This window comes from Rhodopirellula sp. MGV, from assembly GCF_002251265.1.
In the GTDB taxonomy this organism is placed as follows: Bacteria; Planctomycetota; Planctomycetia; order Pirellulales; family Pirellulaceae; genus Stieleria; species Stieleria baltica_A.
In genome coordinates, this window is sequence record NZ_NPDI01000041.1 from 1 (window position 1) to 15072 (window position 15072).

Consider the following 15072-nt stretch of genomic DNA (forward strand, 5'->3'; position numbering starts at 1 on the left):
TCATTACTGGCGGCGTAGACATCGCATTTCCGGCTGTCACCTCCTATGCCAACAAAAACACGAACGACTACGACCGCTTTCTTCGTGCCGACGGGCTGGGCAGCAAGCTTTCCCTGCCCAACGTGACATCCATTACCAGCTCAGCCAATCGAGCGGACGAACTCCACATCCAAGCTCTCAATGGCGGAACCGTGGAAATTGGGACTGACGTTAGCGAAACGGTGATGCCTTATGGCGCGGTGCAGTTTGTCGCTGATGGCGGCGCCGATGCGCTGGCCAGTCTCATCGACCTGCCAAACTTGACCAGCTTCACCGGATACATGGACATTTCGACCGCTGGATTCTTTCCAAAGAATGGCGGTAGCGTCCTGTTGGGCAACAACGTAGACAAAACGGTGATTCGAACAGGCATTGTCGAAATGAGCTCGAACGCCAATCTCCACTCCAATCAGTTGGTGATTTCAAATGGTTCGACACTTCGTGGGTCGGGAACGATCACTGGCAGTGTGTTGAATGAGTTCGCAATCACCCCCAGTCCCTCAGCAAACATGATTGCAGTGACTGGCAGCTATCAACAAAGTTCTACCGGCCAATTTGTCGTTGAGATTGGAGGTTTAACTGCCGGCACCCATCACGATCAGATAGCGGTTGGCGGCGAAGCGATCATCAATGGCAAGCTTCAAATAGTCCCGTTGAATGGCTACCTCCCCAGCCTTGGACAAGAGTTTCTAGTTCTCTCGTCGTCCGGAGTAGCGGGCGCATTCTCCAACATCGTTGGCGCCGCCATTGGCAACAACATTAAACTTCAGCCGGACATCCGAGCCGATGGAGTCTATTTGGTTGCTGTAGAGGATGTCGGCCCCAAGGTGATCGGCAATCTTCCGTCGAGCGATGTTCGACACTCGCTTTCCAGCATCGACGTTGCGTTTGACGAACCGCTGCGTTCCAGTTCGATCTCGATCGATGATTTTATGTTGACGGGGCCGTCGGGACTCATTTCGATTGATTCAGTTTCCCTGCCCACTCCGTCTTCGGTTCGAATTCATTTTGCCGTGCAAACGGAACCCGGCGACTACACACTGAAGGTCGGACCCGACATTGATGATTCAGCCGGAAATCCGATGGACCAGGACGGTAACGGCACCGGGGGTGAAGCGACTGACATTTTCGAGACCACGATCGAACTCATCGTTCCCGAGGAACCCGTCGTCTTCTCGCAAGTCCCCTCGGGCAGAGTCACGACTGCAATCACTAACCTGCAAATCGGTTTCTCTGTGCCGCTCGAAGTCACAAGTGCTAGAAATTCCCAAAACTACACGTTGACTCACTTGGGTGCCGACCAGCGCATCGGCGGCGGTGACGATCAAGACTTTTCACTCACGCCGATTTATAGCGAAGCCGCTTTAGACCTTTCTCTCACCGCAGATTCGTTTCCCGCGGGACTGCCCGACGGTTACTACCAATTGCGTATTTTCTCAGGGGAAAACGGCATCCAAAACGTTGTCGGTGGACAACTCGACGGGAACGACGACGGGACGCCGGGCGACGACTATGTGGGATTTTTCCAGGTCAACACATCGACTGCTTCCGTCGTCTTTGCTCTTGCCGCCGTCAGCGATACGGGCGTGTCAGCAGCCGACAGATTTACGAATGATGCGACACCAACATTCGATGTATCCATCAATCAAATTGGCCAGATCGGTTTCGACTTTGATCGCAATGGAGTTCCCGAACAATCCTTCTTCGCAACGCAACCTGGGACTTACTCCTTTACACATTCAATCGCTAGCGATGGCATTTACCACCCCCAGGTCTTGTTTCAACCCGCCTACGGAAATCAACTGACCCGAAGTCTGGCAATCACGCTTGATCGTATCGCTCCAGTCTTATTGGAAGGGTCCGCGAACGAAGAAGCACCAACACTCCAACGCCAGCTTAACTTCAGCGAAGCGGTGACGACCTCGGATGGCAGCACCGCTCCCGCACCGCTCAGTTTGACGCTGTCGGGACCGTCCGGCCAACCGTTAGTGTTGCGGGACGTACTCGGAAACGCGAGCACCTATGTCGTTTCCTTTGATCCATTGTATGTTCCGGGCGATTACGAGATTCATGGCACAGAAGACCTGTTTGACTTGGCCGGAAATCGTATCGACGCCGCGCCGGTCGACCGTTTTAAGGTGCTTGCTGATGTGACCAATCCTCTTGTCAGCAGCTTCAGTCCGTTAGGCGCAACCAACCAAAATGTCGATCGTTTTCGTGTCGTATTCAGCGAGCCAATGGATACGTCGACCATCGGAACCGGGCAATTCGAAGTTACAACGCCAAACGGAGTCGCGGCCATCGGAGTGGACTCTGTCGTCGCCGTTCCAAACAACGACGTCGAATTCGAAGTGGTGCTGACATCTCCGATCAGCCAACCTGGCGACTATCGCATCACCATCTCCCAATCCGTCGCCGACCTCTCAGGGAATTCACTCTCTGGTGACTACTCCGCATCGATCACGATTGACCGAACGGGGGCTGCTGTCACACAAGCGAGTCCCGTCGGTATGCAGAATCGTCTCGTGAGCTGGCTCGACGTGACGTTTGATTCTCCGATTGATTCGGCATCGTTCCGAAACAACGACATCGTTTTCACTGGCCCCTTGGGTGCTATTCCAACGGGGCAGCCGTCGTCACTTGGCGGCAATCGCTTCCGAATACCGTTCTCAACTCAGCGTGCGAACGGTTCGTATCAGATGACGATTGGCCCGCAAGTGTTGGACCTCGCAGGCAACCCGATGGATCAAAACCGCGACAGCACTGCGGGCGAAGCAGTCGCGGATACGTTCACTCACACGTTCCGAATTGAGTTACCCAACCTCATTGTCGACGAGTCCGCCGAAACGCTTGACTTGGACGGCAATGCGATCACGTCGACAAATTTTGGCACCCCCATTCAAGTCCGTTGGGAATCGAGCAATATCGGATTATTGACCACCAGCGGAGCGGTGGCCGAACGTGTCTGGCTATCGAAAGACGCGATGCTGAGCAGCGACGACAAATTGCTGAGCACGATTTCCTCACCAAGCACGACGCAAATCCAACCAGGCGGCAAGTATGCCGGTTCGATTACGACAACGATCCCGTTGACGGCGAGTAGTGTTGCCGGCCAGTACTATTTGCTGGTTCAGACCGATGCAGGCAACACAATCACCGAATCGGACGAACAAGACAACTTTCGATCGATTCCGCTCGAATTGGTCATGCCTCCATTACCCGATTTGGTCGTGACCGAAATTGTTCCGCCTGCCAGTTTATTCCCAGGCGATACGTTTCTGCTGCAGTGGAAAGTAGACAATCGAGGCGATGCGATTGGAGAGGGCCCATGGATCGAACGCGTTTATTTGGCAAATACTCCCGAAGGCAACAACCGACAGCTAATCGCATCGTTCGAACGGTCTGATGATTTGACGCCCCTGGACAACGAAATCACTCGCTCCGAGTCCATCGATCTCCCGCTGTATACACTCAATGGTGATGTATACATCATCGTCGATATCGATTCCGGCCAAGCGGTTTTCGAATCCGACGAGAACAACCGCTTCGCATCGACAACGACGCGGAACATTCCTCCGTCGCTCTCTCTTGCCATTGCCGAGGATACGATCTTTGAAGGTGGCGTCGCGGCGCGAGCCCTCGTCACTCGCAACGGAGATGTTTCAACCCCGCTAAACGTGACACTTTCAGCGACTTTCCGCGACCAGTTGTCATTTCCATCGAGCGTAATCATTCCCGCGGGACAATATTCCACGCGATTCGATGTGACTGCAGTCGATGAAAACGACATCGATCGCGATGTCATCGTCGGAATTCTAGCGTCGGCCGTCAGCTATCCCGCCGCATCCGATTCGCTGGCAGTCATCAATAACGATTCACCGACGCTCGATTTGTCGTTGTCGCCAAGCGTCGCCTTTGAGGGTGGCGTTGTGACCGCGACGATCACCCGCGGAGCAGCGGCAAACGAAGACACAATCATCCGTCTCACCGCTTCGGAAACGGGGCAATTCTCCTTCGCATCGTCGGTGATTCTGCCGGCCGGGCAAACCGTTGTGGAAGTTCCAATCTCGGTTATCGACGACCGCTTCATTGAATTAGCTGCGACGTTCCGATTGACTGCCAGCGCGGCCGGACACACGAGTACATCGCAGCTTTTGTCGATCGAGTCCAGCGACATCCCCACGCTTCGCATTCAGGTACCGTCGGTACTTTCGGAGGGAACAACTGGTCCGTCAGTCTTAGGGCGAATCTATCGGGACGTTATCAGCGAAGTCGCATTGCAAATTGAATTGGATACGTCATATGTCAGTGAGATTCAGTTGCCCTCTTCCGTCATTATTCCCGCAGGGCAAGCGTTCGGCCAATTTCAGTTTTCGGTTGCGGATGATTCCGTCGTCAGCGGCGATCGGAACGTGAACCTCATCGCTCGCGCGCTGACCACTAAAGATCAGTTGGCTATCGAGTCGAGCACCACCACAAGTGCCATCTTGATCATTGAAGACGACGGGCCAACATTGAATGTCTCATTTGACAAAGTCTCAGTTTCCGAAGGTCGCTCCACATGGATGACGCTCAGTCGGAACACGGCGGATAATTCATCGGAGCTTACGGTCACGATTGAAAATGATACGGACGGCGAACTATCTGTACCGTTGAAAGCAGTGATTCCCGCCGGGATAAACTCCATTCAAGTCCCCGTCTCCGGGATTCGCGATGGCGTTGTCGATGGAGACCAAGTCGCCACCCTCACCGCGAGCGCCAACGGATTTCGATCAGGAACTGGAACGATCGTTGTGACTGATGGCACGCTTCCTGATTTGCAGTTTTCGTCGTTGACAACTTCGACACACGAAACCACAACGGATTCATCGATCGAATTAACGTGGACGATCGCAAATAGCGGCTTCGCGCCGGCCAGCGATAGTTGGACGCAGCGCGTTTACCTCTCCGACGACGCAGTGATCGGAAATGATCTACTGGCAGGGCAGTACACTTACACAGGACCACTAGGAAAAGGTCAATCGTACAACCGCACGGTCCCTGTGAAATTACCGAGCCGACCAGGCCAATACTGGATCGTCGTTGAGACCGATGCCTACCGAACCATTGCAGAAGGATTGGAGACAAACAACACGCTTGTTCTTTCTCGCCCGATCGAAGTACAACCGGAATACACGGCGACCGTTTCTACAGAAACAGATGTAGCTCCGGCGGATACGCCGGTGCTAATCACCGGAGTATCGGTAAACACGGATCAGACTCCAGCCGCGTTCAAGCAGGTTCGCGTTCATTTGTCGGTGCGTGGGACCAAGCGGGTTTATCCGGCAATTACTGACGCCAACGGCAACTTCTCCGTCACGTTCCGTCCGTTACCCGGCGAGGGCGGGACCTACACGATCGGCGCTGCCCATCCCGGAGAGACGACCGTCCCCGTGCAAGATACCTTCAAGCTAGTCGGCATGAGGGCCGAACCAGCATCAGAAGCGATAAGCATTCAGGAAGCCGACACGTTCACAGCAAAAACAATCGCCATACAAAACCTTTCTGATACACGCTTGACCGGAATTGCCGTAGAGGTAATCAACGCCAAACCAAATTTGGAAGTCGTCGCTCGGATCGTCGGTAATGGAGATCTAGTCGAACCGAACTCCTCGATCGCCGTCGAATACTCGGTTCGCGCCACCGATGCGACCTTACAGAATTCGGAATTCCAGTTGCGGATTGTTAGCAGTGAAACACCGGCAATAATGGTTCCCGTCCAAATTCGCGTCGTGCCGCTCGTTTCCCGTCTGGTTGCAGATACCAATCAAATCGCCAACAGCATGCTGGTTGGTGGACAGACCTCAATCGAATTCAACGTCACCAATACTGGCGGAAAATCGACCGGCGGATTGGAAATCGAGTTGCCGTCTGGCGCCGAATGGATTTCACTCGCTTCATCGCCAAAACTGAATCCATTGGGGCCCGGCGAATCGACACCGATCACACTTCTTCTGACCCCGCCAGAGCATCTTCCTCTAACCGTTTACAACGGTACCTTAATCGTCCGCAGTGACGACTCAGAGTTGATTGTCCCCTTCCGTTTCCGTGCAGTTTCGGAAGGCACCGGAGATCTTCGAATCTCGATCACCGACGAATACTACTATTTCACCGAAGGCAAACCACTCGTAAAAGACGCAACCGTACGTTTACTCGATCCATTTACGGGCAAGGAAATCGTTTCGAGCAAAAACGCAGTTAACGCAACGTCTGGACTTGGTGCATCGACAGCAGAAGGCGAAGCATCGATCACGATCGATGCTGACGGGCGTGTCACGTTTCTAGGCATTCCTGAAGGTGCCTACACGGTAGACATCAGATCCAATGATCACAAACCATATCAAGGATCGGTCTATGTAACATCAGGAGAACTTCAGTCGGAACAAATCTTCGTCTCCCGCAACTTGGTCGAATATACCTGGACGGTAGAGGAAATTGAAATTGAAGATCGCACGAAAATCGAGATCGACGCGGCATTCGAAACGAACGTGCCCGCACCAGTTGTCGTCGTTGACGGACACATCGACTTAGCTGACTTGACAGTTGTAGGGCAGACGAAGCAATTCGATTTTAAAATCAGCAATCATGGTCTGATCGCAGCTGAAGACGTCAAGTTTGAATTTGGTTCGCATCCCTTTTACGAAATCATTCCTTTGATTGATGTCATAGGAACACTTCCCGCTAAAAGTGAGATCATCGTACCTGTCCTAGTCCGTCGCGTTGAGAGCGGACAAGTTTCTAACTCGCAACTAGAACAATCTTTTGGGTTACCCGCTTTTTCTCAACACGATGCTGAGGGAACGGCGGACGTGCCGTGCACCATCGAGGCGAGACTTTCCTATACCTATGTGTGCGGTCCGTTCGGTATCTACGTTCCCGTCCCGATCGCGATTATCAACGTCTACGGCAACTGCAACGTTCCCTCGCCCGCTAAGTTTGGCGATGTGATCCAAGCTAGCCCCGGCAGCACCTACATTTCGAGTCCCCAGGTCAAAACAAAACGTACCGCCAGCGAGTGCGATGATTGCGAAACAGAAACGTGGACCTTTGACCTCGACAATTCAGCGGGGATGAAGCTTTTACTTTCCGAAGCTGTCGAAACATTGGATAACACACCTTGGTTAGACAATCTCAGCATCAACCCTTCAGGCTCCGTTTCGGTTACTCAATGTTGCGACGATGGGCAATTCGGGGGTTACGCTTGGGGTGCAGCCGGTACTGCTGATGTGGATTTTGGGCTGCAAATCCCGGTCCCCTATCTCTCCGTCTCGGGAGAGAAACAAATACCGCTCTTTTTCGGAGCGGAGGCCGAAATTGATTTTGCTGCCGGCGTAGTTCTAACGGCCGATATCGAAGCTGTTTTATCTGGTTCTGTTGCGTCGGATTGCGACTTCGATGATCTAACGGGGGTTATTCGTGGTGAAGTCGAAAAGTTCGTACCAGCGATCAATTTCGGAGTCGCCGGCAGCATTGGGTTAAAGAAAGGCGGGGAGTTGTTTCGCGCCGACGCCCAATTCACAGTCACAGTTAGTACAGAAGTGACTGGCTTCTACGAGCGAACGTTTAGCTCCGGAGACGACGTGACTAAATGGTTGATTCAGCACTCCGGATTGCAGGCAGAGCTAATCGCAAAGATTGAGGTCTCGTCAGACCTAGCAGAATTTCTAGGCATTCCCATCGATACCCTTTCCATCAATGACCTTCTCGGCATCGAGCCATTCAAAATCACTGAGGGCGATTGTTACGGAACAGAATGCCCGGCAAGTCCGATAGACACATCCGCCCGGAATAGGACGTTTCCTTCAGAATCGTTGAGTACTTCGAAACTCGCGACAACCGCAACAGACCTGCAGTTCTCCGACTTCGCGGATCTTTCCACGTTCGCAAACCGTCTGGGATTCGACGGACAAGAGGAACTTTTTGATGCTACTGGAGCTCCGTCGAATTCGCTCGATCAAATGACGCCGCAAGAATGGGTCGACTATTTCGATGAAATTGATCGAGTCACAGCTCCGCCGGTTTATGGCGGAGTATGTGCGGCGGTCGCAATCACACTCAGTCAAGACGCCGTGCTCACCCGACAAGGCTTCGAAGCAACACTCGATCTGAAAAACGTCTCCCCCAACCTAATCACCGATCTTCGAGCGACGGTTAGAGTGATTTCGCTCGATGGACGAGATGTGACCAGCTTGTTCGACGTTCGACTAAACGATCTCGTAGGATTCTCTAGTGTCGAAGGTGGTGTTCTTGCACCACAACAACTTGGCAGCGTCTCGTGGGTGATTGTCGCAGCAGATGACGCCGCCCCTGAACCGACCAACTATTTTGTGGCAGGGGAACTCAGCTATCTTGCAAACGGTCAGGTTGTCACGATGCCGTTGGCGCACGCATCAATTCTGGTGAATCCCCAAGCCCAGCTTGAGTTGGACTATTTTCTCCAACGCGATGTATTCGGCGACGATCCGCATACGGGTGAGATTGAACCGTCACGTCCCTTCACCCTAGCGGTTCAGGTTCAAAACAAAGGCGCCGGGGCAGCCAAGAATCTAAGGATCGAATCGGCCCAACCTCGCATCGTTGAAAACGAGAAAGGCCTGCTCGTCGACTTTGAAATCACCGGCACTCGTGTCAATGGTGATGACAGGAAACCTTCGCTAACGGCTGCCTTCGGGGACGTTCAGCCGGGGCAACTCGCGATCGCGCAGTGGGAAATGCTCTCCTCGCTGCAAGGGTTGTTTGTCGACTATAACGCCACCTTCCAACATGTTTCGGCACTGGGAGACAATCGTTTCAGCCTGATCAAGGACGTCCAGATCCACGAATTGATTCACGTTGTCAATGCGGCCCAAGTCGATGGCGACGACGGTTTGCCGGACTTCCTGGTCAATGACTTGCCAGACCCGAACGACTTGCCTGATACGCTTTACCTTTCGGACGGGTCTGTCGTTGAAGTTGCACTCGGCAGCGAGGTAGGCGTTGACGCTCCGCCAGTGATCGGTGATTTGCAAGTTTCCGTGACCACCAACATGGTTCAAGGTTGGTCGTATTTGAAGATGGACGATCCGGGACTCGGCGACTTTTCGCTTTTGTCCGTTATCCGCTCTGATGGCACCGAGTTGCCCCTGCAAAACTTTTGGCAATCTGATCGAACCTTTGTCGGTGGCGGACTAAGGCCGATCTTGGAAAGCAAGATCCACTTGCTCGATTACAACAGCACCGGAACCTACACTTTCGTGTTCTCCAACGGCGATTTGACCGCACCGGCGCTCCTGGAGTTCAGCGGCGTCGTTCCCAATCCCACCTCTCAAGCAATCAACGTCATTGACGCGACGTTCGACGAGCCACTCAACGTTAGCACTTTCAACGGCGACGATGTCACGCTCACCAAAAACGGAACTCCAATTGACCTTAGCAGTCTTTCGATCGTGGCTCAGCCGAATAACACCTACCGCATCAGCGGTCTGGCAGCCTATACGACTGAAGACGCCGTTTACGAGCTTTCTATCGCACTATCGGGTTTGACTGACCAAGTTGGAAACCCCGGCGTCGGGGCGAGATCTTTCCGCTGGGTCAAGGGTGAGACCGCGCCAGCGGTTCTGGATTTAAAAGGCGCACCTTCTGGACTGACAAACGCGGAACTCGATTTCGTCGACATCGAATTCTCGAAAGAGATTGACGGTTCAAGCTTTTCCTATCGCGATCTCTCCCTAGCACGAGATGGCGTTGACGTTGCTGACGACCAAATCACTGTCTCGCAGATCGCTGCTAAGACATTCAGAATCGGAAACCTTACTCGATTGACTGCCGTGGACGGCACCTATCAGTTGACCGTGCGAGCGTCAGGTATCCGAGACGCCGCCGGTCGATCGGGTGTCGGCGATGCTGCCGCGAGTTGGGTTTTGGATGCGACCGCTCCAATTCTGATCGATGCGATTCCCCCGGCAACCAATCCACGAAACATCGCCGTTCAGCAAATCGACTTGCAATTCAGCGAGCCAATCGATGTGGATTCGTTGGATCTAACTGACTTGACCCTGGTGCGAACTGGAACAACAGCCAATTTGATCGCTGGTGATTCCCGTGTGATATTCCAAGATCTCGGCGAAAACCGCTACCGAATCAGCGGGCTTAGTTGGGTGCAAGGCTTTGTTTCCGATCCACAAGTCGCCGAGTTTACATTGTCAGTCAACAGGGCTGGGATCACGGATTTGGCTGGCAACTCGGCATCCGGTACCGCTGTTGTTACTTGGATGCTTGACCTGGATAAACCCGACCTTCCGGCGGACCTGAGACTGTCCACAACTGCCGGTCCGGTGGTGGATGGCAGAGTTAATTCCCGCCAAGCAACCGTGTCCGGGACACTCTTCGAACCCGGCTTGACGGTGGTGATCACGTCCGCGACCACCGGGTCGGAATTGACCCGAAGAACCGTCGAAGGGACCGCGTTTGACTTGCCCATCGAGTTCCCTTCCACCGGACAACATCGCCTTTGGCTTCGTGTGATCGATGCCGCAGGCAATGTCGCCGATACTTCGATTGACAACTTGTTCGTTCGGGAATCCGTTCCCTCGATTCAATTGGTCTCTGGCCATCCAGACGACGTCACCAACGAACCAATTGCGGAACTCTACATCGATTTTGTCGAACCGATTGATGCGAGTTCTTTCTCTATTTCCGCGTTATCGCTGATGCGAGATGGTAGTGCTCAATTGATTGACGATCGCGTGACGGTTTCTGCTGACGCGCAAGGTCGGTCATTTACAGTAGCTGGATTGGGAGCATTGACGACTCTGGAAGGCTGGTACGAGTTTGTGATCGACCTCAATCAGATTGCCAACCATGCTGGGGTGCATGCTTCGGGAACACGTACGCTTCGCTGGAAGACTGACAAAACCGCTCCCATTAGCAACGTCTCTTCATTGTCACCCATCCAAGGGTTGCCAAACTTCGTGCTTCACATCTCTGGAAACGATCCTGACATCAACAATCACGTCACCGGATCATCGATCGTTTCCTATGATCTCTATGTCTCGATCAACGGAGGTGCGGATCAACTCGTTGCGACGCTACCCGCCGAGGCATCGTCGACGACATTTAATGGCCAGGAAAATACCAATTACCGGTTTTACAGCATTGCACGCGACCGAGCGGGAAATGTGGAACTTCCACCGGCAGAACCCGATGCCGAAACCAACGTCGCGAGACTCGGCCCGGCGGTCGAAAATTTAGGGATCCAAGGAATCCTCTCTTCTCGATCGTTCGTCGATCGGATCGAAATTGATTTCTCGGGTGACACGAACCTGGATGATTTGATCCAAGACTCACTGATCAGCGACGCGTTTTCGTTGACGTATCTTGGGGTTGATGCCAACACGGAAACGCCAACGCCATACACCACCACAACAGATCAGTTCCGCTACGACTTCAATTCGGTCACTGGCAGAGGACGATTGACGTGGTCCTTGGACAGCTTTGCCGGTGGTAAGGAATCGCTCGCGGACGGAATTTATATTGTCGAGCTTGACTCCAACTGGGTGACAGACGTTGCCGGCTTCCCGCTCGATGGCGACAACGATGGGACGGGAGGTGGCATTTACCGATTTGAGTTCCACCGTTTGGCTGGTGATGCTGACGGAAACGGGTATGTCGGCCCGTCAGACATGGCGATTGTGTTGAATTCACTCGGCGCGACGCCTTCATCCTCCAGGTGGAACGAAAACGTAGACCTGGATCGCGACGGCGTGATCACGGTCCGCGATCGAGTCTTGGTTGCACGGGCACTGAACAACCAAGTCATTCCCTCGATGCCCCAATTGGCTTCTTCAGACCCGTTGACGCGATTTGACGTCAGCATCGATGGGGAGATCACGACGCTGGACGCATTGCTTGTCATCAATCGATTAGGGCGATTGCAAACTTCTGCAGCCGAAAGTGAGTCGTTGGGTGCATTTGAGGCTGCACAGCAAATCTACGACGTCAATCGGGACGGATTCATCACACCGGTGGATGCACTGCAGATCATCAACCGACTCGCTCGGCAACAAGCAACGGCCAGACCCGCTGAGGCAGAATTTTCCGAGTCAATTCAATTCTCGATGCCAAATTCTGCTGGGGCTCATGATCTGGAACCACCTGTATCAAGTGACTTTTTCAGTAACAACGAGGACGAGGAACGCTGGGACGCACTCGACCTGATCGCTCTCGACATCGCAGGTCTTGCAAAGGCCTAATCAAATTCAGCATACAGCATAAAACACGATGAAATTTCTTGCCCTCTTCGCCTGCCTCATCGCAAACGTTGCATCGCCAGCGAGCGTTCTCGCAGATGCAGTTCAAATCATTGACGCACCGACGACCTACGTTTCCGGAGACAGTCTCGAATTCACCGTTTCAGTCCCCGCAATGACGAACTTATCCAGCTACCAAATCGACATTCTGCTGAGCAGCAATTTTGGCTCGGCGGGTGTGGATTATTCATTCGGCACGATCACACCTGCCTCGCCAGGACTAGGATACGTGTTCGAGTCAAACGACTTCTTCGGTACGGGATTCAACTTAGAATCCGCATCAACTCAAAGACTCTCTCTTTCCGATTTTGATCTTGCGGGAATCAATACTTTTGTTGGCGTCAACGACTACATCGCGACGGTCCAGATTGACATCGCTCGTGACTTCAGCGGTCCGTTACAATTAAGTATTGATGCGAGTCGACTCATTTTCGATGGCCCAGACTTAACCCCAACGCCCGTTGCCGAATTTGACGCGATTCAGAATGCAACGTTCAGTCGTCCGGTGACGCTCATCGCCGCAGTCCCCGAACCAAGTAACGCTATCTTTATCATCGGCGGTCTATCGTCTTTGGGGTTCAGACGCCACAAAAGAACAAAATTCTGAATTCACGCCAACACCACCGCTTGCTCCCGATTCGTTGGCTGTCGTCCCCGATCCATCATCAATAGAGCAACTTGCAGCTATAGCAAAGACTCAACCTGTCAACTGGCAGCGTTTCACATCGGTGGCTGAATTGAACTTGTCGTGGTTACAATGCCTTTCATGCAAACCGCATCTTCAGCCTGGAGTCTTGAGAAGGCCCTGCCCGAATGTCCTGGATCGATTGGTACAACAGCCTTGAAAAGCCATCGTGGACGCCCGAACCGTCCACCATCGGGACGATCTGGCAAATCCTCTACCCAGTCATCTTTCTCACGTTTGGCTTTGTCTTCGTGCAAGCCATCCGCCGAAAAATACCGTGGAAAGACGCCTTGCCGTTCGCCATCAACTTGGTGGTCAACCTGGTCTTCACGCCAATCCAGTTTGGACTGCGCAACCTGCCGTTGGCCGCACTCGACATCTTGGTCGTCTGGGGCACAATCATCTGGATGTTTCTGGCGATCTGGAAACACTACAAATGGGTCGCAATTGCGCAGCTGCCGTACTTCGTCTGGGTGTCGATCGCCACGCTGCTTCAGCTGAGTATTACCTATTGGAATTGGGGCCGATGATGGCCAGCAATTCATCGATCGCAAATACATGGCACCAGCAAGCGATACGGTGAGTTTTGCCAAAGCCTTCCGTCGCTCGGTGACTGGGTCAATGAACGAACATCTTCAAACGGCGAAAGGCTACCTTCTGTTCTTCCTTGAGCAACCATCGCACTTACATACCGCAGGATCGTTGTTCCGTTTCCACTCGTCGAGCGAAAGGTACTTTCCAGTTTTCTTGTCCAGTATCGTGCACCGCTCGTCCATCTTGACCGGTGACATCACGAGTGCTTCTTTCTTGCGATTGAATCCGCCGGTAAGACAGAACAGCACGAGCTTGGTGGCCCCGTCCAACCGGGGCGCGTCGGTAAACAGGTAGCACTTTTCAACCGCGTCCCGATTGAATGGAATCGATTCAAGTTTGTACCAGGGCAGATACGAAACGTCTTTGAAATCAAATCGATAGACGAACGGGTAGCCGTCGTAGGCTTCTGCTTTCGACGTCCCACAGCTCAGGAAATAGCCGTCAACTTTGTCCTTGCCCAACTGCCACCGCAAAGCCGTTTCGTTGAGCCGGCCCCTTTGCGGCGTTGAGTTGATCATGCTTTTGAGATTTTGAACCGCATCGAAAGTCGAACCGATTTGGTGCGGCTTGAACCCGCCCCTGTCCTCGTAGACTCGCGGGCAGCTGCGGACACCGCGCACCGCGTAGGACTCAAACGTCGGCACGACGTGTTTTGTATACCAATCGAGGTGGGTGCTGCTAAGTCCGCTCGCGTTGCCCGTTATCTGCCGCGTAACCGGCGATTTCGCCGTAACCGTAGCCGCGGTGGCCTGGGATTTGACTGCCGAAAGCTTCGATTGATTCCAGGGCTTCTTGGACACCGAAGTTGGCGAGGCCTTCACCGCCCGCTTGGACGCAACGACAGACGGACTTTTCATCCTCCGTGAAACGGTCGTGCAACCAAGGCACAAGTGTTGTCCACCGCCCCCAATCCCCTTACACCAAATCATTCCATTCTCGCACGGCATGACTTAACTCCAGTGAGCGACCAAATCGATTCATTGAAAGCACCGTGTTGCCGATCGACTTCACGGACCACGAATGTGTTTGCAACGGTTGGGGTGGAGCAATCGCCAGAGAACACGCACGAGTCGGCTTTTTGTCGCCGTCAGGACGTCGCGTGAAGGCTCCTGCATCCCAGCCGCAAGAACCTTCCGCGATTGATCGAAAACCTAATGGAAGAAATTCGAATTCGCGAGAAGAACTCAAACTGCAACAAACGTCCACCGGCATTTCCTTTGGTTTTTTGGCATGACGGTCTCTGCCAACTGTCGCCAAAGCGCCAGCGACTGAATTAAAACGCAACGTCGCCAAGGCGCAAGGACGCAGAGCCCAACAGCCCCATCACCTCGTCTTCCTTTGCGTCTTCGCGCCCTTGCGTCTCTGCGTTTCTTTCAAAACTGCAGACCGCGCCGTTCACCGAGAAAAATTCGTTCGTTGCTGACCATC

At 53.3% G+C, this 15072-nt stretch carries 5 protein-coding genes; 3 read left to right on the top strand and 2 right to left on the bottom strand.

Going from position 1 to position 15072, the window contains the following annotated elements:
• The first annotated feature begins 122 nt into the window (after nt 1-122).
• The 3 genes from CGZ80_RS14570 (at nt 123) to CGZ80_RS14580 (ending at nt 13580) form a co-directional block, all read left to right on the top strand.
• Nucleotides 123-12308 carry a CARDB domain-containing protein gene (locus tag CGZ80_RS14570; protein WP_233148428.1) on the top strand — a complete coding sequence of 4062 codons (12186 nt, stop codon included), beginning with the start codon at nt 123-125 and terminating at the stop codon, nt 12306-12308.
• Between the two features lie 28 nt (nt 12309-12336).
• On the top strand, nt 12337-12972 hold the full coding sequence (locus CGZ80_RS14575; protein WP_094415654.1) for a hypothetical protein: 636 nt from the start codon (nt 12337-12339) through the stop codon (nt 12970-12972).
• 206 nt (nt 12973-13178) lie between these two features.
• Nucleotides 13179-13580, top strand: a complete 402-nt coding sequence (locus tag CGZ80_RS14580) for a TspO/MBR family protein (protein ID WP_094415657.1) — start codon at nt 13179-13181, stop codon at nt 13578-13580.
• A 120-nt stretch (nt 13581-13700) separates the two neighbouring features.
• On the opposite strand, the gene CGZ80_RS14585 is transcribed toward CGZ80_RS14580, so the two are convergent.
• Both CGZ80_RS14585 and CGZ80_RS14590 read right to left on the bottom strand, forming a co-directional pair.
• Nucleotides 13701-14162 (bottom strand): hypothetical protein, encoded by a 462-nt coding sequence (locus CGZ80_RS14585; RefSeq protein ID WP_143543934.1) that lies wholly within the window; start codon nt 14160-14162, stop codon nt 13701-13703.
• Nucleotides 14163-14322: 160 nt separating this feature from the next.
• On the bottom strand, nt 14323-14523 hold the full coding sequence (locus CGZ80_RS14590; protein ID WP_143543935.1) for a hypothetical protein: 201 nt from the start codon (nt 14521-14523) through the stop codon (nt 14323-14325).
• Nucleotides 14524-15072 lie beyond the last annotated feature (549 nt).

What these genes read in the sequence shown, in the direction of transcription:
- CGZ80_RS14580 (WP_094415657.1), top strand. Translation starts at nt 13,179, where the DNA reads ATGTCCTGGATCGATTGGTACAACAGCCTTGAAAAGCCATCGTGGACG.
- CGZ80_RS14585 (WP_143543934.1), bottom strand. Translation starts at nt 14,162, where the DNA reads ATGATCAACTCAACGCCGCAAAGGGGCCGGCTCAACGAAACGGCTTTG.
- CGZ80_RS14575 (WP_094415654.1), top strand. Translation starts at nt 12,337, where the DNA reads ATGAAATTTCTTGCCCTCTTCGCCTGCCTCATCGCAAACGTTGCATCG.